The following is a 24,872-nucleotide window of genomic DNA, read 5'->3' on the forward strand; positions in this document are numbered from 1 at the left end:
CCCCGAGTCGGATGCGCCGGGGAGTGGAAGAGCGGGCTTCCGGGCGTACGACGAGATGCTGGAGGAACTGCTGGGGAACATCGGTGTCTGGAATCCGTTGCCCGGACTGCGCTGTATCGCGGCCGGACCGGCGCCCGTCGCATACGGCTGCTGCGGCGCTGTGCGCTCGGCCGTCTGCCGCGATGCCGATGCCAATGCCGGGTGCGATCCGCGTACCTGGTTCTCGTCGGTGTCAACAGCACGCCAGCATCGGCGCGCGGCGTCACTGCACGGTCACTTGGTAGGCCGTGGTCAGGTGGCCGTGCGCGAGGTGTCGGCCTTGAGGACGTCGACGAATGTGGCGAAGGCTCGGGACGGGAAGGTGAGCGTCCCGTGGTCCGGGTCTTTGGAGTCGCGTATGGCGACGCGGGTGGGCAACTCCGCTATCTCTACGCAGGTGTTGCCCTCGGCGCCGCCGGAGAACGTGGACTTCCGCCAGTTCAGTGCTTGAGCCATGGGGTGCTCCTCACAGTTCCTTCGACAGGCGGTGGATGAAGTCCCGGGACGCCACGGGGTCCAGTGTCGCCCCCTCCACCTTACGGAAAAGTGTTCGAAGCGTGCTCAGTTGGGGTTCCGCGTCGATGAACGTGGTGTCGGCTGCGCCGTCCCGGAACCCAGTGTCGAGTTGGGGCACCGGACCACCCATGTACATCATCGAGGCGCCGGCACCGCCGAAGCCGTCCTGGTCGGTGGGGATGACGCGCACGGTGGCCTGCCCCTGTTCGATCTGGTCCAGGATCTGCCGGAGTTGAGCACGGGAGACGTGGCGGTCGCCCACGCGGATGCGTAGAGCGAACTCGTGGACGATCGTCTCGTACGGGGTGGGGTCGTCGCCTTCGATGACCGTACGTCGCCGCATGCGATGCTCCACTCGGGGCGCCAACTCGCTCTCCGGCAGCTCCGGACGCATGTATCCGAAGACGGCTCGGGCGTAGTCCGGGGTCTGGAGGAGCCCGGGAACGTGGGTGACCACGACCTCGCGCAGGAAGGTCGCGTGGTGCTCCGCCTCGGCCACGTCCAGGTTCACCGGCGGCAGAACTCCTCGGTACTCCTCCCACCAGCCGCGCGTGCGATCGGTGGCCATCGACACCAGGGCGTCGATCAACGCCTCGTCCGTACAGGCGTAGTGGGCTGCGAGGCGGCGTACGCGTTCAGCGCTCACGCCCACGACTCCGGACTCGATCTGACTCATCTGGACCGAGTCGGCCCCGAGTAGTGCTGCGGCCTCGCGGGCCTTCATGCCTGTTGCCTCGCGCAGTTTGCGCAGTTCAGTGCCCAGCCGCACTCTGCGGGCCGTGAGATGCCTCTTCGGCGGCACCGATCCCCCCTCGTTGTTTCAACTTCGCCGTGTGTATGCCCCGTTCGAGGGTCAGAGTATGGCAACGGGTTGCTTTTTCCTAAAGTTAGGAAATACCGTCGGTGATGCGACGCACACGCTGCGGAATCGCCGGGATCCCGGAAGCGCACCACTCCGTCCTGCCACGACGGCTGCGGCACGGCCACCGCCCGCACCCCCAGCGACCAGGCAACTCCCCTCGCCAGCACAGGAGTTAACGCATGCCGGAATCCAAAGGAAACGACCTCGCCGGGAACGAACCCTGGGAGTACGTCCTCCACATCCCGCACGACCTCCGCGCGGTCACCGTGTGCCGCCGTACCGTCCGCCTCGTCCTCACGATGCACGGCCTGATCCGCCTCACCGACGTCGCCGAGCTCCTTGTGACGGAGCTGGTCAGCAATGCCGTACGCCACACCAAGGGTCCGGTGGCCCTTCGTCTGCGGATGCGGGACGGCTTCCTGCGGGTCGGGGCGTGGGACGCCGACCCCGAACCGCCCATGCCGCCGCCCTCATCAGAGGCGTTGACGCAGCTCACGCACATGGAGGAGGGGCGCGGCCTGACCCTGGTCAGTTCCTGCGCCGACCTGTGGGGCTGGCAGCCGCTGGCCAGGAACGGCCTGCGAGGCAAATACGTATGGGGTGACCTCGTCGCGGCCTAGCTCGTTGACCGAACCGAACGGAAGATGGAAAGGAGAGCGGATGGTCGGCTCGTCGCACGAAGGCCTGCACCGGATCTGCCAGAAGGACCCGGCGAGTTTCACACGCACCCTTCAACGTGTGCTGCACATTCCGATCCCCGAGCCGCGTGACTTCGCGGTGCTCAACGCGGATCTGACCGAGATCGAGCCGATCGAGCGACGCGTGGACACGTTGCTGAGAGCGGAGACGGACGAGGGTACGTACCTCTTGGTCGTCGAGTCGCAGGGAAAGCAGGACGAGAGGAAGCGGGGCAGTTGGGCGTACTACCTCAGCTACCTGCACGCGAAGTACCGCTGGGAGCCGGTGCTGATCGTCCTGACCCAGAGCAGATCCACGGCCCGCTGGGCGGCGCAGCCGATCCGCCTGGGCCTGCCCGGCTGGCACTCGCTCACGGTACGGCCGCTCGTGCTCAGCCCGGAGAACGTGCCGCTCGTCGTCGACCAGGCCGAGGCCGAGCGGGATGTGTTCCTCGCCGCGTTCTCCGCGATGACGCATGGTAGGGGCCCGGGTGCCGCTGCCATACTGAAACCGCTGGCGGCAGCGCTGGAGACCACCGACCCCGAAGGCGCGGGGATGCTCGCGCAGTTTGTCGAGTCATGTCTGGGCGATGCTCAGGCCAAGCAGATCTGGAAGGAACTGATGATGCCGGTCAACTACTTCTTCCGGCACGAGGTCGCCGAGAAGGTCCGGGAAGAGGGTCGGGAGGAGGGCATCGAGAAGGAACGTGCGTCGATGGTCCTCCGGATCCTCGACTGGCGCGGTATCGCGGTGCCAGACTCTGTGCGTGACCGAGTGGAGGCCTGCTCGGACCTGGGCCAGCTCGAAATCTGGGCCCAGAGAGCGGTCAACGCGACGAACGCGGATGACCTGTTCGCCGGCGGTGCGGGCTGATCCGCCCGGGCCGCCCAGGCCGTTGGGACTCGGCCCGCGTCACCGGTTGACCGACTGGATCTCCTGGACGTCGATGTCCTGCGTCGTCTCGAGCGTGCCGTTCGGGAGGTCGCCCCCGGTGCCGTCGCTGCCCTGCCAGGTGATCTCCCAGGTGACGGAGGCCCGCAGCTGGTAGGGGGTGCCGTCGGTCGCGCGGAGGTAGGTGATCCCGCACGGCGGGGGATCGGATGCCCTGCTCGCCTCGTACGGCGTGCCGATCGAGCCGTCCCCGTTGATCGTGCAGTCGCCCGAGGCCGGGTAGGTCGTGGCGTCGGTCGTGCCCGGGTCCAGGTGGAGGGCGACCGGCTTGGCCGTCGTTTCCGCCCACAGGCCCGTGTTGGGGAGCGCGGCGCGGACCTTGACCTCCTGGAAGGTGCCCTTGTCCAGCCAGACCCAGGTGGGCAGGTTGACGGTGGACTTGGCCGCCGGCCTCAGCTCCACCTCGGTCTCGGGGACCTTGATCTTGTCGTAGGCGTACTCGGCGAGGGTCTTCGGGGTGGGCATGTTCGGGTCGTTCGGGGTCTGGCCCGCGTCGACCCAGAACATGATGCGGCCGCAGTCCCACGAGTCCGGGTCGCCGACGTCAGGCGCGACCCCACGCCAGAAGTAGCCGTTCTTGCCGAGGTTGTAGTTCTCGTAGCCCGCGGCGGAACTGTTGGTGGGGGAGCTCAGATCGAAGTTGTCCGCGGGCTTGCCGTCCTTGTAGTGGTCCGTCCACAGCTCTTTGCCCCACCACGACTCATGGATGCCGACATCGCCGCCGCCGTCCGTGTCCACGAACGTCTTGAGCTGCGCGGGCGTGAACTCGGGCTCGTACCAGCACGCCGGGGGCTTCCAGTTGGGGTCGAGCGTGGCGACGTTCCCCCGCTTGCCGCCGCCGTCACCGCCACTCACGTACTTGATCCGGATATGGGAGACCGAGGCCGACAGACCCCCCTTGCCGTCGGTGCCCCCGGTGGACTCGTCGGGCGGCGGCACGTTGGTGTTGGTCGTCGGCCCGGCGGCGTTCGCAGTACCTACTGACAGCAGCACGGACGCACATGCCAGCGCTGCGGACCACGGCAGAACTCGACGCGTGGACGTCATCGCCGGCACCCCTTCACGCGCCCTTGCACCTCGATCTGCAGAACCTTCCAGATCTTCTGGGACGCCTGCGGCGGCTTCATCAGCAGGCGGAACTCCTGATAGTCGTCGAGGCTCGGTTCCGTGTACTTGATCTTGTTCGTCTTGACGTTCTTGCCGTAGAACTTGCTCTGGTCACGGCACATCGTCACGAGGACACCGCCGGAAGAGCCCACGTCGTCGGTCTTGGCCTCGTAGTAGCTGTCGGTTCCCGTGGCTGTCCATTCGCCGTCCAAATACGCCTGGATCTGCTCCTTGGCGTATTTCGTGGCATTTCCGAGCGAGTAGAACTCATATGCCGGGTCCTCGGCGTCCTGGGCGGTGATGCCGTGGTTCAAGGCCAGGATGTAGTTCTTCGCATTGTCGAGGGCTGCCGCGTGCTGGGCGTCGGACGGTTGAGTGACGTCGAACTGGACCTTCAGATCGCTCGGCAGGCTCAGGTCCGGTTGGCCGGCAGCCACCGGAGCAGAAGCAGAAGCCGACGCCGAAGCGCTCCCCGCCCCCGACTCCGCCCCCTTGATGTCATCCGGCGACGAGTCACCATCACCCCCACCGCACCCGCTGACCAGAAGAGCCGCTGTCGCGGTGAACGTAGCTACGGTGACGGACAGGGCGCGGCGGGCCACGGTTGATCTCCCCCGGGGTTGGCTTGTGTACGGCAGAGAACGAAGCTATCAGCGGTGCGTAGAGGGCATTTGCGTGCCGCCAGGGGATTGTGTGGGGACCGTGAGGAGTGTGTCGTGGCGGTTGCGAACGGTACGTATGCGGGGTGCCGTCGGAACCCGGCGTCCACCCCGCCCCGGACCTCGCCCCGGACCTCGCCCCGGTCCCCGGCCCGGACTTCGCCCCACCGCCCCCCACGCCCGAAATAAGATCCCGATAGGCTCAGCACACCCCCGCCACACCCCCGCGCCCTCTCCCACCCCACACGACACAAACCCAGGACACCCGCCATGCCGCGACGCAGCACTTCAAGCCGGACGGGAAATCCGACGGGCAGCCCGACGGGAGGCTCGTCGGGATCCGGGACTCCCCGGAACCGGACTCCGCAGCCTCTGCCCCGCCGGCGGCGGAGTTTCGGTGACTTCGTCAAGGCGTTTCTCGCGTTCGTCGCCCTCGTCGTTCTGCTCGTCGGGGTGCCCTACGCGCTCGCCGTGACGATCGGCTGGCCCTTCCCGGACGGCATGCCGTCCCTGGACTGGCTGCAGGAAGAGATCACGGTCAACACCTTCCTCGGTGTGCTCGGGGTCATCGTGTGGATCGCCTGGGCGCAGTTCACCGCGTGCGTCCTCGTCGAGATCAAGGCCGCGCTGTCCGGCGTCGGAATGCCTGGCCGCGTGCCCGGGGCCGGGCCCAGCCAGCTGCTCGCGCGGCAGCTCGTCGCCGCGCTGCTGCTGGTCGGAGCCACCGCCGCGTCCCTCACACCCGGGCTCTCGCAGCTCGGTAACAGTTACGGCGACAACCAGCGGGGCACCGTCGCCTCCGCCCAGGCCACGCCGGGCGGTTCACTGAGCGGGATCTTCGCGCAGCAGCAGGAGCAGGCGGCCGACACCGCCGCCGCGATCGGCCGGCAGGCCGCCGACGCCGCCAGCCATGCCGAGGTCGGGGGCCCGTCGGTCAAGGCCGAGAACACGAAGTACTACCGGATCCAGCCTCCCGAGGGCCGACACCACGACTCCCTCTGGGAGATAGCCGAACGGCACCTCGGCGACGGTCGCCGGTACGGCGAGATCTACCAGCTCAACAAGGACCGTGTGCAGCCCGACGGTTCACGCCTCTCCGAGGCCAGCCTCATCCGGCCCGGCTGGATCATGCAGATGCCCGGCGACGCCCGCGGCGGCGACCTCGTGGACATGTCCAGCACCGCCACCGCCCCTGACGCCGGCCCCGCCGTCTCCGCGCAGGTGCAGCAGCAGATCAACACGTACGCCCAGGCCGGCGGTGACCACGCCCAAGGCACAGGCGGCGGCACCGCCTCCCTCGACACCAACACCACCCGCATCAGTGTCCCCAAGCAGCAGAGCCCCGCCGCAACTCCCGCCGTACACCACGAGCAGCACGCGGCCACGGCCACCGAAACCGCCTCCGAGTCCGCCTCCGACGCCGGTTTCTCCTTTGGCCTCCCCGAAGCCCTCCTCGGCGCCCCCCTCCTCGCCGCCGGTCTCCTCGGCGCCCTCGGCCGCCGGCGCCGGCAGGCCCTGTGGCAGTCCGCGCTCGGTGCGGTCGGCGGGCGGCGCGGCATGGAGCCGCCCACACCGACCGGCGCCGCCGCCGATGCCCAGGACGCGCTCCTCATCGGCGCCGACCCCGAAGGCGTACGCCTGCTGGACCGCTCGCTGCGCGGCCTCGCCGCCTCCCTGGCCGGGGAGTCCCGCCCCCTCCCCACCGTCTACGCCGCCTGGCTCAGCAACGGTGACCTGCATCTGCAACTCGCGCAGCCTGCCGGGAAGCCCCCGGCCCCGTGGCAGCTCGGCCAGGACCAGACCTTCTGGCTGCTGTCCCGGACCGACGCCGAGCGGTACGAGGATGTCGACACCGCCGCTCCCTACCCGGGGCTCGTCAGCCTCGGGACGATGGACGACTCGCGGCTGCTGCTCAACCTGGAGTCGGTGCCCGGCATCGTCTCCCTCAGCGGCAGCGAGTCCGACCGGGCCGCCGTATTCGCCTCCGTGGCAGCCGAGTTGGCCACCAACGGGTGGTCCGACCGCATGACCATCACCCTCGTCGGCTTCGGCGAGGACCTCACGCCCCTCGCCCCCAACCGGCTGCGCCACCTCGACGACATCGAGGCCCTGGTGGAGACCATGGAGGCCGAGACCCGGCAGCGGCGCGGGGCACTGGGTGCGGCCGGCCACGACTCCGTACTCACCGGCCGCACCGGGCCTGCCCAGCACACCCGTTGGGCCCCGCACCTCGTCCTCCTCGCCGCCTCACCCTCCGCCGACGACGCCGTCAAGCTCGCCGAACTCGCCGCCGACGCAAGCCGGTTGGGCATCGGATACCTCGTCGGCACCGACAGCGGTGATCTGCCCGGCGCCGCCTGGGAGATGGAGATCACCAGCGAGGGCAAGCTCCTCGCGCCGCTCCTCGGGCTCGAACTCGACGCCCAGACCCTCCCCGTCGCCCAACAGCGGGCGATCGTCGAGCTGTTCGTCAACGCCGACCCCGAGCGCACCCCCGAAGGGCCGGCGGCCACGCCCCCGTTCCTCGTCGACATCAGCGAGCAGGGACGGCCCGCGGTGTACGCGCGGCTCGTGGGGCCGTACGAGATCATCGGCCTCGACACCCCGGACGGGGAGCGCAGCCCGCTCCAACACGAGGCGCTCGCCCTGCTGTTGCTGCACCGCGAGGGCGTGCACCCGCGCGTGCTCGCCTCCGCGCTCTGGCCGCGCGGCGTCACCGACGACGTACGCGAGGCCCTCCTCGAACGGCTCCGCGTCTGGCTCGGCGCCGACCCCGACGGCACCCCCCGCCTCGCCACCGACGCCAACGGGCGGCTCACGCTCGCCCAGTCGGTCGTGTCCGACCTCGACGTACTGCGCTCCCTCTACCACGAGGCCACGCAGGGCAGGGGCGTCGACAGCCGGGTCGTCCGCGGACGGCTGCTCACCGACGCGCTCGCGCTGGTGCGCGGACCGCTGCTCGCCGACCGTCCCGAGGGCCGCTACGGCTGGCTCACGCACGAGATCATCGACGCCCAACTCCCGCTCCTGGTCGCGGACATCGGGCTCGCGCTCTCCGAGTTCCACCTCGTGAAGAACCGCGCCGAGCGAGCCATCGAGGCGCTGAACGCCGCCCTCAACTCCGCCCCCGGCGACGAGCGCCTGTGGCACGAACTCCTGCGCGCCACCCACACCACCGGCGACACGGACAAGCTCCAGCAGCTCGCCGCCGACCTGATCCGCCGCAGCGGCGCACGCGGCCTGCCGCCGCGCACCGAGGCCCTCCTCGACGAACTGCTGCCGACGTGGCGCGACGGCACAGCGGCAGTGGGATGAGCGTTGTGGGAATGAGAGTTGTGGGATGAGAGCTGTGGGATGAGCATCGACCAGTTGCTCGTCGTGGTCGCCGCGCTGTGGGGCGCGGCGGCCGGGACCCTCGTGCCCCGCGCCGCCTACCGGTTCGCGGTCCCGCCCGAGGAGCCCTGGCAGGCCAGCTGTCCGCAAGGGCACGCGCTGGGTGGCTGGCTGGGCCGGGCGCGGTGCGCGGTCTGCGCAGGAGGCGAGCCCACCCGGGACGCCGGGCACCTCACGGCGGACGCGACAGCACCCTCGTACGACAAGAGCGCCTCGTACGGTCCCAGCACCCCCCTCCTCGCCCTCGCCACCGCGCTCGTCTGCGCCGCCCTCGCCGCCGCGACCGGTACGCGGCCCGAACTGGGGGCCTGGCTGCTGCTCGCGCCCGTCGGGGTGCTGCTGGCGGTCGTGGACTTCCGGGTGCAGCGGCTGCCCGACCTGCTGACCCTTCCGCTGGCCGCCGCCGCCCTCGTCCTGCTGGGCGTGGCCGCGCTGCTGCCCGAACACGCGGGCGAATGGCTCACCGCGCTCTTCGGCACGCTGCTGCTCGGGGGCGCGTACTTCGTGCTCTTCCTCATCAGCCCCAACGGCATGGGCTTCGGCGATGTGAAGCTCGCCCTCGGGCTGGGGGCCGTCCTGGGCTGGTACGGCTGGGGGAGTGTCGTGCTCGGCACCTTCGCCGGATTCCTGTTCGGCGGCCTGTACGGGCTCGCGCTCGTCGTCGCACGGAAGGCCGGCCGCCGTACGTCGATCCCCTTCGGCCCGTTCCTGATCGCGGGCGCCTTCGTCGGGCTGCTGATCGGCGCGTACGCGGCCTGACGTGAGGCCTGGCAGGGCGCTGACGTAGGCTGGAACGGTCCGCCCCACGCCTTCGAAGGGACGCCCGGTGACCGAGAACGCCGACCTTGTGCCGTTTGATGTCGCAGCCGTCCTGGACCGTGCCGCCGCGGGCGGGCGGATCACCCCCGAAGAGGCGCTCCACCTCTACCGCGACGCCCCGCTGCACGCGCTCGGCTCGGCCGCCGACGCCGTACGCCGCCGCCGGTACGCGGGTACGGAGCACATCGCGACGTACATCATCGAGCGCAACATCAACTACACGAACGTGTGCGTCACGGCGTGCAAGTTCTGCGCCTTCTACGCAGCCCCCAAGGACAAGGCCAAGGGCTGGACCCGCGACCTCGAAGACATCCTGCGCCGCTGCGCGGAGACCGTCGAACTCGGCGGCACGCAGATCATGTTCCAGGGCGGCCACCACCCGGACTACGGCGTCGAGTACTACGAGAAGCACTTCGCCGCGATCAAGGCCGAGTACCCGCAGCTCGTCATCCACAGCCTGGGGGCGAGCGAGGTCGAGCACATGGCCCGGATCAGCAAGGTCAGCGTGGAGGAGGCGATCACCCGTATCCACGCGGCCGGTCTCGACTCCTTCGCCGGCGCCGGCGCGGAACTCCTCCCCGCGCGCCCCCGCAAGGCCATCGCGCCCCTCAAGGAGTCCGGCGAACGCTGGCTGGAGATCATGGAGACCGCGCACGGGCTGGGCGTCGAATCGACGTCCACCATGCTCATGGGCACCGGCGAGACCAACGCCGAGCGCATCGAGCACCTGCGGATGATCCGTGACGTACAGGACCGGACGGGCGGCTTCCGCGCCTTCATCCCGTACACCTACCAGCCCGAGAACAACCACCTCAAGGGCCGTACGCAGGCCACGATCTTCGAGTACCTGCGCATGATCGCCATCGCCCGGCTCTTCATGGACAACATCGCCCACATCCAGGGCTCGTGGCTCACCACGGGCAAGGAGGCGGGCCAACTGTCCCTGCACTACGGCGCGGACGACCTCGGCTCGATCATGCTGGAGGAGAACGTCGTCTCCAGCGCCGGCGCCAAGCACCGCTCCAACCGTATGGAGATCATCGACCTGATCCGCAAGGCGGGCCGCGTCCCCGCCCAGCGGACCACGACGTACGAGCACATCGTCGTCCACGACGACCCGGCGAACGACCCGGTCGACGAGCGCGTCATGTCCCACATCTCCTCCACCGCGATCGAGGGCGGCACGGCCCACCCCGAGCTCAAGCTCCTGGCCTCCAACTAGCCTGCCTGTGCTGACGATTCACGCCGCCGACGAGGTACGGATCGGCTGGGACGAGGCCGCGCTGAAGGCCGGTGCCGTCGTGGTCGACGGCACGAGGATCGCCGCCGTGGGCCCGCTGGCCGAGCTGACGGAGCGTTTCCCGGAGGCGAGAGTGCGCCAATGGCCGGGAGGCGTCCTGGGCCCGGCCCTCGTCCACGAGGGCCCCCTCCCGGACGCCCCGACCCCACGCGAACGCGTCCACGCCGTACTGAAGTCGGGCGCGGTGGCGGTCCTGGAGGCGTACGTCACCTCCCCCGACCTCCGCTCAGCCGCCGCGCGCAACGAGGTCCTCGTACTCCGGCACACGCGAACCCCGGAAATCGTGGAGGGCGAGCGAGCGGACCTGGCGGTGTTCGACGGGGAGGGCACGTGCGTGGCTACGGTTTGCGCAGGACGCCTGGTCCACAGGCGTAGATAGGGCTTGTCATGCGCGTCGGGCCAGGGCGAAACGGACCCGTCTTTTAGGGGCGCGGGGAACTGCGCGACAAGCCCCCACCGCCCCGCACCCGACAAACAACCAATCTCACCCCGAAAACGCCACCCCAAACGCCCCCGCATCCTGAGAAACCCCACTGCAATCGGTCGCCGCATCATCAGACGCCGAATTCCCGTCCTCACACTCCTGATCCCGAAATGTCGACCACATAGACACCCACGCAACCCCCTTCTCCTCCGCGAACGCCCGCACCTCCGCCGCATCCGCCAGCGAAAACGTCTCGTTGTCGACATCGTTCACCCCGATCATCGACGTCAACGCCATCCCCTTCCACGCCCCCTCGTCCGACAACCCGAAGATGTCGGCGAGCTGATCATGCGTGGCCGTCGCGGACGTGAGCGCGTACTGCCCCATGTCGTCGGTGTACTCACTCCCGTAGTTCATCGTCATGATGTTGACGGTCGACACCTGCACGGAGTTGTTGTTCGCCGAGTCGAGCAGGGCCACGCTGTCGTCGTCGAGGCCGCTCGGCATGACGGGCAGGGTGAAGGAGACGCTGACGTCGCTCCGCTCCTTCTGCAGCAGGGCGATCGCCTTCGAGCGCAGCTCGACCGAGGCGGAGTCGGTGAGCGCGTCCCCCTCGACGTCGAAGTCGGCCTGGGTCGAACCGGCCGCGTCCAGGGCCGCGCCATAGGCCTTGGCCAGCGCGGACGCACTGTCGCAGACCTCGGCCAGCTCCTTGCCGGAGGCGCCGCCGAAGGAGACGCGGACCGAGCTGCCGCTCGCCGTGAGCGCCGCTATGCGGGACTTGACGGCGGAGTCGCCGATGGCCGTCGTACCGTTCCACTTCGGCGTACAGGTCGTACCGTCCGAGATCACGAACGCGAGGTTGTACGACGTCGGCGAGCCCGCGCTGTCGTTGCCGTTCGCCTCGGTGGCGCTGACGTACGGGGCGAACCCGGTCGTCGAGGCAGTGCTCTCGGAGGACGAGGCGCTCGGCGAGGCCTGTTCGGAAGCGGCCTCGGAGGGGGCCTCGGACGCGGCGTCGGAGCCGCTGTCCGCATCGCTGTCCGAGCCCGAAGAGCACCCGGCGCAGGTCAGCGCCACCAGACATGTGAATCCGGCGGCCGGCCTCAGGAAACGCCTCATGGCGCATGCACCCGCTTTCGTGATTTCCGTCTCAGGATGGAAACGTCTCAGGATGGAAACAAAGTGTGTTTCCGAAGTGGATCCGGAGTGGAAAGGTCTCACACGAGGCTGTCCTTCATGAGGGTGATGAACGCACAGCGGACTCATGGACAGCGCACCGTGAAGGGCGCGAATGGGGCAAGTAAGCCGGACAATCGAGCCCTTTCCATCAGGGGCGGGTTGCGCAGGCTTCCGGGGAATCTCTCAGAGGATGCACAGGTTAAGGAGTTTCTCATGGGCGTCTCACATGAGAACCAGAGTTTCAGTCACATAAACGCCTCCTAATGTCCGGGGAATGCATTCCGAGCCTGCCATCGAAAACCGTGCCGCCAGTCGCGGCGGCCGTCGCCGTAAGAGCGGCAACGGGTCCGACGGGTCCGCAGAAGGTCCCGTGTTCGTTGACAACTCCGGCCGCCGGGCGAAGCTGCTCCGCCGGTTCGGCACCTTCGTGGGCGTCGTCTGCCTTGGGTATGCCGTCGTGCTCGGCATGGCCTTCATGGGCTGGGGCACCTCGCTCACCCCGTCCTCGCTGCTGCCCTTCGGGGGCGGCGGCCCCGGCGGCAGCCAGGGACCGGGCGGCAACCAGCAGCCGCAGGGCGGCATCGGAGCGGCCCCGACGGGCGCTCCCACCGGAGCCGCCACCCCGCCCGCCAAGCCCTCCGGCGTCCCGCCGGCGGGCGTTGCCACGGGCGAGCCGCCCGCTTCGGCACCGACCGCGACCGCCACCGCGTCCGCCTCCGCGGCCGCCAACTGACCGGAACGCAGCCACCACATGACTACGACGACCACCTCGCGCGGCCGCAGGCGCGCCCCCTCGAAGGTGCAGCGGGCCGCAGGCAAGGCCGCGGCGCTGCAGAAACCGCGAGTCATCCTCGCCATGCTGCTCCTGCTCGCGCTGACCAGCGTGATGCTGCTCGACGGCTATCTGCGCGCGGAGGTCGGCGGCGACCAGCGCGTACGCACCGGCGCCAGTTCGAGCGACGTCCCCGACAAGGTCATCGACGGCGGGCCGATCCTCAGCTTCCGCAACGGACAGGCCGTGAGCCAGTCCGTGCCGGACAAGACGATCGCGCTCACCTTCGACGACGGCCCGAACCCCACCTGGACGCCCCAGATCCTGGAGATCCTGGAGGAGTACGACGTCCCCGCCACGTTCTTCGTGGTCGGCTCGATGGTCTCGCGCTACCCGAGCATCGTGAAGACGATGGTCGAGGACGGCAACGAGATCGGCATCCACACCTTCACGCACGTCGACCTCTCCTACCAGAGCGACGCCCGCGTCAACCGCGAGATGCAGCAGACCCAGCTCGCCCTGGCGGGCGCGGCCGGCATCACGACGACGCTGTTCCGGGCGCCGTACTCGTCGGAGGCGGACGCCATCGACAACTACAGCTGGCCCGTCTACAAGAAGCTCGGCGAGGAGGGCTACACCAGCGTCTTCGTCGACACCGACAGCGACGACTGGAAGCGCCCCGGCGTCTCGAAGATCATCAAGTGGGCCACGCCGGAGGACGGCGAGGGCGCCTCGGTGCTCTTCCACGACGCCGGCGGTGAGCGCTCGCAGACGATCAAGGCGCTGCCGACGTACATCAAGAAGATGAAGGCGGCGGGCTACACCTTCACCACCATCAGCGGCGCGATCCAGCAGGAGCAGTCGAGCGCGCAGCAGGCGGCCACCGGCACGGCCGCGGGCTCGGACGCCAGCGCCAGCCCCAGCGCGAGCGCCACCGCGGGCACGGACACCGCCACGAGTGCTCCCAGCACCGCCGAGGGCCAGCAGCCCGGCGGCGCGCCGGCCGGCCAGCAGGGCAACGGGCAGCAGCAGGGCAACGGCCAGCCCGGCACGGGTCAGCAGGGCTACGGCCAGCAGGGCTACGGCCAGCAGGGCAGCGGCCCGGGAGGCGGGGGGACCGTGAACCTCCTCCAGGCCGCCCATCGCACCGCCACCGGCGCGACCCTCTACGAGGGCAAGGCCCTCATCGCGGCCGTCGCCGTCGCCGAATGGGCGGTACCGGGCCTCGCGACCGGACTGGCGGTGGTCGGCTTCGCCGTCATGGGCCGGTTCGGGATGATGCTGATCCTCGCCCGCCGCCACTACCGGCAACGCAACCGGAAACGCGGCAAGGGCGGCAAGTTCAGCTGGGGACCGACGGTCACCAGGCCGGTGACCGTGATCGTGCCCGCGTACAACGAGAAGGAGTGCATCGCCAACACCCTCGAGTCACTGGCGAAGAGCACCCACCCGATCGAGATCATCGTCGTCGACGACGGCTCGGACGACAACACGTCCCAGATCGCCCGCGACGCCGCCATGTCCTTCGGCATGACGAACGTACGGGTCATCCGCCAGGAGAACGCGGGCAAGCCGGCCGCCCTCAACAACGGTGTCCGCAGCGCCAGTTACGACATCGTCGTGATGATGGACGGCGACACCGTGTTCGAGCCGGACGCCGTGCACCAGCTCGTCCAGCCCTTCGCGGACCCCGAGGTCGGCGCGGTCGCGGGCAACGCCAAGGTCGGCAACCGCAACACGATCATCGGCGCCTGGCAGCACATCGAGTACGTGATGGGCTTCAACCTCGACCGCCGTATGTACGACCTGCTGCGCTGCATGCCCACCATCCCGGGCGCGATCGGCGCGTTCCGCCGCGACGCGGTCCTGGAGGTCGGCGGCATGAGCGAGGACACGCTCGCCGAGGACACCGACATCACCATCGCGATGCACCGCGCGGGCTGGCGGGTCGTCTACCAGGAGCACGCCAGGGCCTGGACGGAGGCGCCCGCCTCGCTGAAGCAGCTGTGGAGCCAGCGCTACCGCTGGTCGTACGGCACGATGCAGGCCCTCTGGAAGCACCGCAAGTCCCTTACGGACAAGGGTCCTTCGGGCCGTTTCGGCCGCGTGGGCATGCCCCTGGTGGTCATCTTCCAGATCATCACGCCGATCTTCGCCCCGCTGATCGACGTGTTCACCGCCTACTCGATGATCTTCATCGACTTCCAGGCGGCCCTGCTGGCCTGGCTGGCGGTCCTCGGCATCCAACTCGTCTGCGCGGCCTACGCGTTCCGCCTGGACCGCGAGAAGTACAGGTATCTCCTCATGATGCCGCTGCAGCAACTGGCGTACCGCCAGATGATGTACCTCGTCCTGATCCACTCCTCCATCACCGCCCTCACCGGCGGCCGCCTGCGCTGGCAGAAACTGAAGCGCACGGGCGAGGTAGGCACCCCGGCGGGGGCGAACTGATGAGCTGGGGGACGGATCAGCAGGGCTACGGCCAGAACGCCGACTATGGCAACAACTACGGCTACGGCTACGGCAACGGATACGAGTACGACTACGGCCAACAGCCGTACCCGCAGGAGCCGTACCCCCAGCAGTACGTCGACTACGGCCAGCCGGACCCCGCTGTGGGCAGTCGTTCCGCAGGGCGGAACGGGTGGGCACAGCCGACAGCGCCGGGCACCGCTGAAGCCGACGCCGAGGAACCCAACCTCAACGACACGAAGGAGACCCCGCTCCCGCCGAAGGCGAAGAAGCCGGCGGCTCGTGACCGCTACTTCGACACCCTCCGCGCCGTCGCCCTCGTCCGCGTCGTCACCTACCACACCTTCGGGTGGGCCTGGGCCGGCATGGTGTTCCCCTCCATGGGGATCATGTTCGCCCTGGCCGGCACGCTGATGGCGAAGTCCCTGGAACGCCCGGCCCTCAAGGTGATCAGGAGCCGGGTCCGCCGGCTCCTGCCCCCCTTCTGGTTCTGGGGCTTCTTCGTGATCGTCGCGATGATGGTCCACGACTGGATGCCGGGCTGGCAGATCGTCTTCTGGATCGTGCCGCTCGGCGATCCGCCGGGCAACGCCTGGGGCCAGCAGGCCTGGGAGATCCTCTGGTACCTGCGCACGTACCTCTGGTTCGTCCTGCTGTCCCCGGTGCTGCTGCGGGCGTTCCGGCTGGCCCCGGTGGCCGTCCTGCTCCTTTCCCTGGCCCCGATCGTGGTGTTCCACAACTTCTGGGAGCCTCCGGACAACCGCTTCGGCAGCGCCCTCACCGACCTGGCCACCTTCCTCTTCTGCTGGATGCTCGGCTTCGCGCACCGCGAGGGCGTCCTGCAACGGCTCAAGCCGGCGCTGGTGGTCATCCTCTCGCTCGCCGCCATCGGCTTCGGCGGCTGGTACGCCTTCACCCACCAGGCCGAGACGGGCTCCTACGACCTCGACGACATCCCGCTCGCGCAGGCGTTCTGGTCGGCGGGCTTCGTGACGCTGCTGATGTACGCGAAGGCCCACTTCGAGATCGACTTCGCGGGGCTCACCCGCTTCAAGCGGCTCGACCGGATCGTGACGATCTTCAACGCGCGCGCCGTCACGCTCTACCTCTGGCACGAGATCGCGCTGGTCCTGGCCGTCCCGCTGATCGACCAGTTCTGGGACATCCCGGCCTTCGAGAAGTACCTGCCGCTGGACAGCCAGTGGTTCATGTTCGGCGTCGGCTGGATCCTGATCGCCGTCTTCATCCTGCTCTGCGGCTGGGTGGAGGACGTGGCAGGCAAGAAGAAACCGAAACTGCTGCCGTAGGCCGCGCACGCCTCCCCGCGCCCGTGCCGCCGGGAGGCCGTGAGGTACGTACTGCCACAATGGGCACGTGACCCGCGCATCCCTGAACAAGCAGCCGCACGAAGTCGCCTCGATGTTCGACGACGTGGCGGAACGGTACGACCTCACGAACGACGTGCTGTCGTTCGGCCAGGACCGCGTGTGGCGCAAGGAGGTCGCGAAGGCGGTCGACGCCCGCCCCGCGCAGAAGATCCTCGACCTGGCCGCCGGCACGGCCACGTCCTCCCTCCCCTTCGCCCGCACGGGCGCGTACGTCGTCCCCTGCGACTTCTCCCTCGGGATGCTCAGGGTCGGCAAGCGCAACCACCCCTGGCTGCCCTTCACGGCCGGGGACGCCACCAAGTTGCCTTTCAAGGACGACACCTTCGACGCGGTGACGATCTCCTTCGGGCTGCGCAACGTCCAGGACACCGACGTGGCGCTGCGCGAGCTGTACCGGGTCACACGCCCCGGCGGACGGGTCGTGATCTGCGAGTTCTCACACCCGACCTGGACGCCCTTCCGCACGGTGTACACCGAGTACCTGATGCGCGCCCTGCCCCCGGTCGCCCGCGCGGTCTCCTCGAACCCCGACGCGTACGTCTACCTCGCCGAGTCCATCCGTGCCTGGCCCGACCAGCCGGCCCTCGCCGAACTGCTGCGCGGCGCGGGCTGGTCCAAGGTCGCCTGGCGCAACCTGACGGGCGGCGTCGTGGCCCTGCACCGGGGCTTCAAGCAAGCCTGACCCCCACCTCCCCGCATGGGGCTCGACACGGGATCCGATCGCCTCGAACGCTTCCCCGGGCCGGTCGTGCTCGCGCTTCAGCCCACCCGTGGGCGGCTTCGGCACGCGCGGCTCACGCACCCCCGCGCCCCCGCCGCCCTCCCCGTCCCCGAAGTCGAACCACACGGTGACGACGGCACCGCGCGGAATCTCGACGCCGGGCGACGGGTACTGCCGTACGACGTAGTCGACGACGGCGAGATGGAACTCGGGCCGGTCGGGCGCGGCGAGCAGCACCCCGTGTGCTCTGGCCCTCTCACGCGCGTCCATGGCCATCAGGCCGACGAGCCTCGGCACGCGCGCCTCGGGCGTGTTGGGTGTTGAGTGCACAGACGTCACCCCCAGCGGTACCGGCAGAGTAACCCCGGCCGAGTACCGCCCGGAAGCGCTAAGTATTTTTCTGCGCCAAATAACTACTGTGCGTCATAAATCTGGATCTCTGTCGGGGACCAATCGGTCGAAGCCGGTCAGAGGTCAAGTCGATAGCAGTGCCCCTCCTGCTTCGACACCGGCGTCCTGAAGACCTCGACGAGCCGCATGCCCAACCGCCGGGTGACCGCGATGGACCGCTCGTTGCGGGCGTTGACCATCGCGACCACGCTGGGCACGCCCGCCGCACGCACCCGCTCCAGGGTCAACTCGGCCGCCGCGGTGGCGTACCCCTGGCCCCAGTGGGCCCTCCCGAGCCGCCAGCCGATCTCGATCTCCCCCTTGGGCCCCCAGTCCTGCGGCCACGGCTGGGCGCCCGTGAAGCCGATGACCTGGTCCGACTCGTCGAGCATGGTCCAGAAACAGAACCCGTACTCGGCGTCGTGCCGACGCTGGCGCGCGGTGAGTTCCTCGTAGGAGGACAGTTCCGCCGACTTGCCCCCGTGGAACTCCATGACATCGGGGTCGTCGAAGACGCGGTGCCACGCGAAGGCGTCCTCGTCGGTGGGGACACGCAGGCGTACTACGGGGAGCGCTCGGTTCACTGGGCAGCCCTTCAGCCGGGTGATCAGTACTGCTGAATAGACTGCCCATGTCCAGTGCCGGTCGGCACACAGATTTGAGAGTCTTGGGGAGAACCCGCCGTGACCGAGCCCCTCTCCGAAAACACCGCCGATGTCATCGTGGTCGGGGCCGGGCCAGCCGGTTCCACCACCGCCTACTACCTGGCGAAGGCCGGACTCGACGTGCTGCTGCTGGAGAAGACCAGCTTCCCGCGCGAAAAGGTGTGCGGCGACGGCCTGACACCCCGGGCGACCAAGCAACTCGTCGCGATGGGCATCGACATCTCCGAGGAGGCCGGCTGGCTGCGGAACAAGGGCCTCCGCATCATCGGCGGCGGCGTCCGCCTCCAGCTCGACTGGCCGGAACTCGCCTCCTTCCCCGACTACGGCCTCGTCCGCAAGCGCGACGACTTCGACGAACAGCTCGCCCGCCAGGCCCAGAAGGCGGGCGCGCGCCTGTACGAGCGCTGCAACGTCGGCGCCCCGATCACCGACGACCGCACCGGCCGCATCACGGGCGTGCACGCGAAACTCGGCGAGGACAAACGCGAGGTCACCTTCCACGCCCCGCTGGTGGTCGCCGCCGACGGCAACTCCACCCGCCTCTCCCTGGCGATGGGCCTGCACCGCCGCGAGGACCGCCCGATGGGCGTCGCCGTCCGCACCTACTTCACCTCTCCCCGCCACGAGGACGACTACCTGGAGTCCTGGCTGGAACTCTGGGACCGGCGAGGCGCCGAGGACCGGCTGCTCCCCGGCTACGGCTGGATCTTCGGCATGGGCGACGGCACGTCCAACGTAGGCCTGGGCGTCCTGAACACCTCGGACTCCTTCAAGGAACTCGACTGGCGCGAGGTCCTGAAGGCCTGGTGCGCGTCAATGCCGGAGGACTGGGGCTACACCCCCGACAACATGACCGGCCCGATCCGCGGCGCCGCCCTCCCCATGGCCTTCAACCGGCAGCCCCACTACACGAAGGGCCTGCTGCTCGTCGGCGACGCCGGCGGCCTGGTGAACCCCTTCAACGGCGAGGGCATCGCCTACGCCATGGAGTCCGGCCAGATCGCCGCCGACGTCATCGTCCAGGCCCACGCGCGGGCCACCCCGGCCCAGCGGGAGATCGCGCTCCAGCGCTACCCGCGCGTCCTCAAGGACACCTACGGCGGCTACTACACGCTCGGCCGCGCCTTCGTGAAGCTCATCGGCAACCCGCGGGTCATGAAGATCGCGGCCGAACGCGGCCTGACCCACCCCTTGTTGATGAAGTTCACCCTGAAGATGCTGGCCAACCTGACCGACCCGACGGGCGGCGACGCGATGGACCGCATCATCAACGGCCTGAGCAAGGTGGCCCCGAAGGCGTGACCGGCGAAGGCCCTCTCAGGCTCAGGAGGTGAGGGCCTGCTGCTCGGCGGCCCGTCGCGCGAACACCGCCTCGCGACGGTCCGCCACCTGCCGCAGCGCTTCCTTCCGCTCCCGCTTGGAGAGCCGGTCGAGATACACGTGCCCGTTCACGTGGTCGGTCTCGTGCTCCAGACACCGGGCGAAGTACCCCGTCCCCTCGACGACCAGAGGGTTCCCGTCCTGATCGAACCCGCGCACGACGGCACGGCCCGGGCGGGGTACGTCCATCACGGCCCCCGGCACGGACAGGCACCCCTCGCCCTCGTCGAGGATGCATCGTCAGGAACATGTCGTCGATGAGCGCCGCGAGTTCGGGCCCGAACTCGGTCACGGCCCGGCACGGCTTGTGCAGGACCTCTTCGCCCACTTCGGTGATCCGCCGCACGGCACAGGGTCGTGCGGCGAGCGCGAGCCGCGGATTTGAGGGGGGACACACACAGCCGTTCCCCCCGGCAGGGGCCCGCAGGGGACGGAGGCAGGGGACGGAGAAGGGTCGCTGCCGGCCAGCGGCAGCGACCCTCACCCGTGAAATCCGTGGATCACACGTCAGTCCTCGACGGTCCGCTCAGAGAACGCGCACCGCACCCGTCGCCGGGTAGCCCGAAAGGTCCTGAATGACAACGCCCTTGGACGGGTTCGCCGCGTCCAGGTACTGGCCGTTACCGACGTACACCCCGACGTGGTACGCCGAACCCTTCGCACCCCAGTACAGGATGTCGCCGACCTGGATGTTCGACAGGGAGACCTCGGTGCCCTGCATCGACTGGTCCTGGGAGACCCGGGGGAGATCCACGCCGACCTGCTTGAACGCGGCCTGGACCAGGGAGGAGCAGTCCCACGCGTTGGGGCCCGTGGCACCCATGACGTAGGCGTCGCCCAGCTGCGCCTTGAGGAAGTCGATGACGGTCGCGACGCTGCCGCTCGCGGGGGCGGTCACCTGCGACGAGTCCGAGCTGGAGGCGGACTCCGAGGAGGAGTCGGATGCCGCCAGCGTGGCGCGCTCGGCGGAGCGGGACACAGCGGCCTCTGCAGCCGCCTTGCGGGCGGCCTCGGCCTTCTCCTTGGCCTCCGCCTTCTTCTTGGCCTCCGCGAGGTCCTTCCTGGCCTCCTGGGCCGCCTTGGCGGCTGCGGCGTCACGCTCGGCCTGGAGCTCGTAGTTCGCGGCGGCCAACTGCGTGGCGTCCGCGGACTCGGCGATCTGAGCGGCCAGGTCGGCCGTGAGGGTGGGCAGTTCGAGTGTCTGCGTCACAGGCTGCTCGGCGGCGCTCGCCGCACTGGACGCACCAGCCACTGCCAGGGTGCTGAGAACGCCACCGGCGACTCCTGCGCGCATGGCCAACGACGAGTTGCCGGCACGCCGGGGCTTCCGGTGGCTTCGTATGTGAGCGGTAGCGGTGTGGGACATGGGTACTAGCGGTACCAGCGACTCCTCCATACCTTCAAGAAACGTGTGCTGCGCCACAGTTGTTCAACGGAGCACCCAAATTCCCCGAGTGTCACTCTTTATTGACGCCGTAACGGACATTGCAGACACAGGCGATCATGCCTGTGATCATGCACTTTCATCGGTACGCCCGAATTGCCCGCTGCTTACCATCGGTTGCGGTCCGTGGCCAACCCCCGATCTTCACAGACCTTCACGGGTGTGGCACAGGTCACGGAACGGTCACCGGTCGGGGTGCGTCCCGCGAGGGAATCGCCGACCCTCGCCGCTCGTGAACGCGTGCACGTGCAGGAGGGCGTCCACATTCGCCACTCGCCCCCCTCTGGCGTGTGAACGAGCTCCACTATCAAGCTGTCCTGTCCATCTCCAATTTGCATGCAGGGGAACTCTCTTGATATGGAGATGCCGCTCGTGACCAGCGGTAACCGGCGAAAATGTCACCTCTGGTGATCACGTGGACGCTTCGAGTGTGAAGATCACCGCTCATCCGACTTCATGATCCTTCGTCAGGTGGTGGAGATCACAAAGGTTCGGCAATACCCCGTGTCGCAGATCACAGACCGGCGGGCATAGGATGCGTGGCAGTTGGGCTTGTGACCTGCTTCACATGTTCTCGATCTTCGCCGGGACGGGCGGAGTTCACGGGGCGGACGAGGTGGGAGCGCCGGCCCGATGCAATCGCCAGCAGTCAGTGCCGACTGAGAGGAGCGAGGAGCGGTGAACGCGTATGCGCCCATCCTCGTACTGGGAGCCCTCGGGGCAGGCTTTGCGATCTTCTCCGTGATCATGGCTTCGCTCATCGGCCCGAAGCGTTACAACCGGGCCAAACTCGAAGCCTATGAATGCGGGATCGAGCCGACACCCACGCCGGCCGGCGGTGGGCGATTCCCCATCAAGTACTACCTGACGGCGATGCTCTTCATCGTCTTCGACATCGAGATCGTCTTCCTCTACCCCTGGGCGGTCACCTTCGACGCCCTGGGTGTTTTCGGGCTCGTGGAGATGCTGCTCTTCGTGCTCACCGTCTTCGTGGCGTACGCGTACGTATGGCGGCGCGGCGGCCTGGAATGGGACTGAGGGGCCTCTAAGACATGGGACTCGAAGAAAAACTGCCGAGCGGATTCCTGCTGACCACCGTCGAGCAGGCCGCGGGCTGGGTGCGCAAGTCGTCCGTCTTCCCCGCCACGTTCGGACTCGCCTGCTGCGCCATCGAGATGATGACCACCGGCGCCGGCCGCTACGACCTCGCGCGCTTCGGCATGGAGGTCTTCCGCGGCTCACCCCGCCAGGCGGACCTGATGATCGTGGCCGGCCGGGTCAGCCAGAAGATGGCGCCGGTACTGCGGCAGGTCTACGACCAGATGCCCAACCCCAAGTGGGTGATCTCCATGGGGGTCTGCGCCTCCTCGGGCGGCATGTTCAACAACTACGCGATCGTCCAGGGCGTCGACCACATCGTCCCGGTCGACATCTATCTGCCCGGCTGCCCGCCACGGCCCGAGATGCTGATCGACGCGATCCTCAAGCTCCACCAGAAGATCCAGACCTCCAAGCTCGGCGTGAACGCCGAGGAAGCCGCCCGCGAGGCGGAGGAGGCCGCGCTCAAGGCACTCCCCACGATCGAGATGAAGGGGCTGCTGCGATGAGCGACGCGAACGACACCGGAGCAGGCGGGGCGAGCAACGGGGTCAACCCCGAGAAGGACCTCGCCGCCTCCAACCTCCCCGGCCAGCGCGGCGACGGCGGCGAGGAGATCCGCGTCCAGCGCGGCATGTTCGGCGCCACCAACGGCGGCGACACCTCCGGCTACGGCGGCCTGGTCCGCTCCGTCCGGCTCCCGGGAGCCTCGGCGAGGCCCTACGGGGGCTGGTTCGACGAGGTCGCCGACGAACTCGAGGGCGCCCTGGAGGAACAGGGACTGGTCCCGGAGAACGTGATCGAGAAGACGGTCGTCGACCGCGGCGAGCTGACGTTCCACGTCGAACGCGCGTACCTGCTCCGTGTCGCCCAGACCCTGCGCGACGACCCCGCCCTGCGCTTCGAACTCTGCACGGGTGTGAGCGGGGTCCACTACCTGCAGGACAAGGGCCGCGAGCTGCACGCCGTCTACCACCTGCGCTCGATCACCCACAACCGGCTGATCCGCGTCGAGGTCAGCGCCCCGGACAGCGACCCGCACGTCCCGTCGCTGGTCTCCGTCTATCCGACGAACGACTGGCACGAGCGCGAGACGTACGACTTCTTCGGGATCGTCTTCGACGGTCACCCGGCCCTGACGCGGATCATGATGCCGGACGACTGGCAGGGCCACCCGCAGCGCAAGGACTACCCCCTCGGCGGCATCCCCGTCGAGTACAAGGGCGCCCAGATCCCGGCTCCGGACCAGCGGAGGTCGTACACATGAGCACGCAGCACGCAACTCCGCGCGAGACCACCGAGGGCACCGTATACACGGTCACCGGTGGCGACTGGGACGAGGTCGTCCAGTCCGCGGCCCGTGCCGACGACGAGCGCATCGTCGTCAACATGGGCCCGCAGCACCCCTCCACCCACGGTGTGCTCCGCCTCATCCTGGAGATCGACGGCGAGACGGTCACCGAGGCCCGCTGCGGCATCGGCTATCTGCACACCGGCATCGAGAAGAACCTCGAGTTCCGCACGTGGACGCAGGGCACCACCTTCGTCACGCGCATGGACTACCTGACGTCCTTCTTCAACGAGACCGCCTACTGTCTCGCCGTCGAGAAGCTCCTCGGCATCGAGGACCAGATCCCGGACCGCGCCACCCTCATCCGCGTGCTCCTGATGGAGCTGAACCGGCTGTCCTCGCACCTGGTGTGCATCGCCACAGGCGGTATGGAACTCGGCGCCACCACGATCATGATCTACGGATTCCGTGATCGTGAAATGATTCTCGACATCTACGAGCTCATCACGGGCCTGCGGATGAACCACGCGTACATCCGCCCCGGCGGACTCGCCCAGGACCTGCCGCCCGGCGCGGTGGACCACATCCGCGAGTTCGTGAAGAAGATGAAGAAGAACCTTCCCGAGTACGACAAGCTCGCCACCGGGAACCCCATCTTCAAGGCCCGTATGCAGGATGTCGGCTATCTCGATCTGTCCGGCTGCATGGCCCTCGGTGCCACCGGCCCGATCCTGCGCTCCACCGGCCTCCCGCACGACCTGCGCAAGAGCCAGCCGTACTGCGGCTACGAGAACTTCGACTTCGACGTCCCCACCGCCGACTCCTGCGACTCCTACGGCCGCTTCCTGATCCGCCTGGAGGAGATGCGGCAGTCGCTCAGGATCGTCGAGCAGTGCCTGGACCGGCTGCAGCCCGGCCCGGTCATGGTCACCGACAAGAAGATCGCCTGGCCCGCCCAGCTCGCCCTGGGACCGGACGGTCTGGGCAACTCCCTGGACCACATCAAGAAGATCATGGGCACCTCCATGGAGGCCCTGATCCACCACTTCAAGCTGGTGACCGAGGGTTTCCGCGTCCCGCCGGGACAGGCCTACGCGGCTGTCGAGTCACCCAAGGGCGAACTCGGGGTGCACGCCGTCTCCGACGGAGGCACCCGCCCCTTCCGGGTCCACTTCCGGGACCCGTCCTTCACCAATCTGCAGGCCATGGCGGCGATGTGCGAGGGCGGCCAGGTCGCCGACGTCATCGTCGCCGTCGCGTCCATCGACCCCGTGATGGGAGGCGTCGACCGGTGACCACCACCCCCGAGGGCGTCAGCCTG

Annotated in this window: 22 protein-coding genes and 2 pseudogenes; 15 read left to right on the forward strand and 9 right to left on the reverse strand. The window is 68.7% G+C overall.

The annotated features are described in order from the left end of the window. Positions 1 to 291: 291 nt before the first annotated feature. Both ACWCRB_RS10510 and ACWCRB_RS10515 read right to left on the reverse strand, forming a co-directional pair. Positions 292 to 495, reverse strand: coding sequence for a DUF397 domain-containing protein (locus ACWCRB_RS10510; protein ID WP_450995671.1), 204 nt, complete (start codon positions 493 to 495; stop codon positions 292 to 294). 10 nt (positions 496 to 505) lie between these two features. After that, the gene (locus ACWCRB_RS10515) at positions 506 to 1,357 is read right to left on the reverse strand and encodes a helix-turn-helix domain-containing protein (RefSeq protein WP_450995672.1); all 852 of its coding nucleotides are present in this window, start codon (positions 1,355 to 1,357) and stop codon (positions 506 to 508) included. A 239-nt stretch (positions 1,358 to 1,596) separates the two neighbouring features. Between ACWCRB_RS10515 and ACWCRB_RS10520 the strand changes: the two genes are divergently transcribed. Then, positions 1,597 to 2,037 (forward strand): ATP-binding protein, encoded by a 441-nt coding sequence (locus ACWCRB_RS10520; protein WP_450995673.1) that lies wholly within the window; start codon positions 1,597 to 1,599, stop codon positions 2,035 to 2,037. 40 nt (positions 2,038 to 2,077) lie between these two features. Next, positions 2,078 to 2,968, forward strand: a complete 891-nt coding sequence (locus tag ACWCRB_RS10525) for a hypothetical protein (RefSeq protein WP_450995674.1) — start codon at positions 2,078 to 2,080, stop codon at positions 2,966 to 2,968. Between the two features lie 39 nt (positions 2,969 to 3,007). Here ACWCRB_RS10525 and ACWCRB_RS10530 read toward each other — a convergent pair whose 3' ends face one another. Together ACWCRB_RS10530 and ACWCRB_RS10535 are read right to left on the reverse strand one after the other, a co-directional pair. Continuing rightward, positions 3,008 to 4,039, reverse strand: coding sequence for a hypothetical protein (locus ACWCRB_RS10530; RefSeq protein ID WP_450995675.1), 1,032 nt, complete (start codon positions 4,037 to 4,039; stop codon positions 3,008 to 3,010). A 50-nt stretch (positions 4,040 to 4,089) separates the two neighbouring features. Continuing rightward, complete coding sequence (locus ACWCRB_RS10535; protein ID WP_450995676.1) at positions 4,090 to 4,755, reverse strand: hypothetical protein; 666 nt, start codon at positions 4,753 to 4,755, stop codon at positions 4,090 to 4,092. A gap of 327 nt (positions 4,756 to 5,082) precedes the next feature. Between ACWCRB_RS10535 and ACWCRB_RS10540 the strand changes: the two genes are divergently transcribed. The 4 genes from ACWCRB_RS10540 to ACWCRB_RS10555 all read left to right on the forward strand — a co-directional run bounded on the left by ACWCRB_RS10540 (position 5,083) and on the right by ACWCRB_RS10555 (position 10,703). Continuing rightward, positions 5,083 to 8,127 carry a BTAD domain-containing putative transcriptional regulator gene (locus tag ACWCRB_RS10540; RefSeq protein ID WP_450995677.1) on the forward strand — a complete coding sequence of 1,015 codons (3,045 nt, stop codon included), beginning with the start codon at positions 5,083 to 5,085 and terminating at the stop codon, positions 8,125 to 8,127. Positions 8,128 to 8,166: 39 nt separating this feature from the next. Beyond that, positions 8,167 to 8,964, forward strand: a complete 798-nt coding sequence (locus ACWCRB_RS10545; RefSeq protein ID WP_450995678.1) for a prepilin peptidase — start codon at positions 8,167 to 8,169, stop codon at positions 8,962 to 8,964. A gap of 67 nt (positions 8,965 to 9,031) precedes the next feature. Next, positions 9,032 to 10,246, forward strand: a complete 1,215-nt coding sequence (mqnC, locus tag ACWCRB_RS10550) for a cyclic dehypoxanthinyl futalosine synthase (protein WP_450995679.1) — start codon at positions 9,032 to 9,034, stop codon at positions 10,244 to 10,246. Between the two features lie 7 nt (positions 10,247 to 10,253). After that, positions 10,254 to 10,703 carry an imidazolonepropionase-like domain-containing protein gene (locus ACWCRB_RS10555; protein WP_450995680.1) on the forward strand — a complete coding sequence of 150 codons (450 nt, stop codon included), beginning with the start codon at positions 10,254 to 10,256 and terminating at the stop codon, positions 10,701 to 10,703. Between the two features lie 105 nt (positions 10,704 to 10,808). Here ACWCRB_RS10555 and ACWCRB_RS10560 read toward each other — a convergent pair whose 3' ends face one another. Then, the gene (locus tag ACWCRB_RS10560) at positions 10,809 to 11,870 is read right to left on the reverse strand and encodes a chitinase (protein WP_450995681.1); all 1,062 of its coding nucleotides are present in this window, start codon (positions 11,868 to 11,870) and stop codon (positions 10,809 to 10,811) included. 430 nt (positions 11,871 to 12,300) lie between these two features. Here ACWCRB_RS10560 and ACWCRB_RS10565 point away from each other — a divergent pair, with 430 nt between their 5' ends. The 4 genes from ACWCRB_RS10565 to ACWCRB_RS10580 all read left to right on the forward strand — a co-directional run bounded on the left by ACWCRB_RS10565 (position 12,301) and on the right by ACWCRB_RS10580 (position 17,244). After that, positions 12,301 to 12,663 carry a hypothetical protein gene (locus ACWCRB_RS10565; protein WP_450995682.1) on the forward strand — a complete coding sequence of 121 codons (363 nt, stop codon included), beginning with the start codon at positions 12,301 to 12,303 and terminating at the stop codon, positions 12,661 to 12,663. 18 nt (positions 12,664 to 12,681) lie between these two features. Next, positions 12,682 to 15,153 (forward strand): bifunctional polysaccharide deacetylase/glycosyltransferase family 2 protein, encoded by a 2,472-nt coding sequence (locus ACWCRB_RS10570; RefSeq protein ID WP_450995683.1) that lies wholly within the window; start codon positions 12,682 to 12,684, stop codon positions 15,151 to 15,153. After that, complete coding sequence (locus ACWCRB_RS10575; RefSeq protein WP_450995684.1) at positions 15,153 to 16,481, forward strand: acyltransferase family protein; 1,329 nt, start codon at positions 15,153 to 15,155, stop codon at positions 16,479 to 16,481. The genes ACWCRB_RS10570 and ACWCRB_RS10575 overlap by 1 nt, the downstream gene beginning before the upstream one ends. 67 nt (positions 16,482 to 16,548) lie before the next feature. Then, positions 16,549 to 17,244: a demethylmenaquinone methyltransferase gene (locus ACWCRB_RS10580; protein WP_450995685.1), complete on the forward strand. Its 696-nt coding sequence runs from the start codon at positions 16,549 to 16,551 to the stop codon at positions 17,242 to 17,244. 36 nt (positions 17,245 to 17,280) lie between these two features. Here the strand turns inward: ACWCRB_RS10580 and ACWCRB_RS10585 are convergent. After that, positions 17,281 to 17,622: pseudogene (locus ACWCRB_RS10585) on the reverse strand (PASTA domain-containing protein); the annotation flags it as partial. 128 nt (positions 17,623 to 17,750) lie between these two features. Beyond that, positions 17,751 to 18,257: a GNAT family N-acetyltransferase gene (locus tag ACWCRB_RS10590; protein WP_450995686.1), complete on the reverse strand. Its 507-nt coding sequence runs from the start codon at positions 18,255 to 18,257 to the stop codon at positions 17,751 to 17,753. Between the two features lie 99 nt (positions 18,258 to 18,356). On the opposite strand from ACWCRB_RS10590, the gene ACWCRB_RS10595 reads away from it, so the two are divergent. Next, positions 18,357 to 19,640 carry a geranylgeranyl reductase family protein gene (locus ACWCRB_RS10595; RefSeq protein WP_450995687.1) on the forward strand — a complete coding sequence of 428 codons (1,284 nt, stop codon included), beginning with the start codon at positions 18,357 to 18,359 and terminating at the stop codon, positions 19,638 to 19,640. A gap of 21 nt (positions 19,641 to 19,661) precedes the next feature. Here the strand turns inward: ACWCRB_RS10595 and ACWCRB_RS10600 are convergent. Both ACWCRB_RS10600 and ACWCRB_RS10605 read right to left on the reverse strand, forming a co-directional pair. Continuing rightward, positions 19,662 to 20,202 (reverse strand): annotated as a pseudogene (locus ACWCRB_RS10600) (peptide deformylase). A gap of 42 nt (positions 20,203 to 20,244) precedes the next feature. Continuing rightward, positions 20,245 to 21,114, reverse strand: coding sequence for a C40 family peptidase (locus tag ACWCRB_RS10605; RefSeq protein WP_450995688.1), 870 nt, complete (start codon positions 21,112 to 21,114; stop codon positions 20,245 to 20,247). Positions 21,115 to 21,840: 726 nt separating this feature from the next. On the opposite strand from ACWCRB_RS10605, the gene ACWCRB_RS10610 reads away from it, so the two are divergent. Genes ACWCRB_RS10610 through ACWCRB_RS10625 form a run of 4 tightly spaced genes read left to right on the forward strand, consistent with a single transcriptional unit; the run spans position 21,841 to position 24,846 of the window. Then, the gene (locus ACWCRB_RS10610) at positions 21,841 to 22,200 is read left to right on the forward strand and encodes an NADH-quinone oxidoreductase subunit A (RefSeq protein ID WP_005476348.1); all 360 of its coding nucleotides are present in this window, start codon (positions 21,841 to 21,843) and stop codon (positions 22,198 to 22,200) included. A gap of 14 nt (positions 22,201 to 22,214) precedes the next feature. Next, positions 22,215 to 22,769 (forward strand): NuoB/complex I 20 kDa subunit family protein, encoded by a 555-nt coding sequence (locus ACWCRB_RS10615; RefSeq protein WP_301983200.1) that lies wholly within the window; start codon positions 22,215 to 22,217, stop codon positions 22,767 to 22,769. Then, positions 22,766 to 23,527 carry an NADH-quinone oxidoreductase subunit C gene (locus tag ACWCRB_RS10620; protein ID WP_450995689.1) on the forward strand — a complete coding sequence of 254 codons (762 nt, stop codon included), beginning with the start codon at positions 22,766 to 22,768 and terminating at the stop codon, positions 23,525 to 23,527. Before ACWCRB_RS10615 ends, ACWCRB_RS10620 begins: the two co-directional genes overlap by 4 nt. After that, positions 23,524 to 24,846, forward strand: coding sequence for an NADH-quinone oxidoreductase subunit D (locus tag ACWCRB_RS10625; RefSeq protein WP_450995690.1), 1,323 nt, complete (start codon positions 23,524 to 23,526; stop codon positions 24,844 to 24,846). The genes ACWCRB_RS10620 and ACWCRB_RS10625 overlap by 4 nt, the downstream gene beginning before the upstream one ends. The last annotated feature ends 26 nt before the right edge of the window (positions 24,847 to 24,872 follow it).

The organism is Streptomyces sp. NPDC002156, assembly GCF_053593675.1.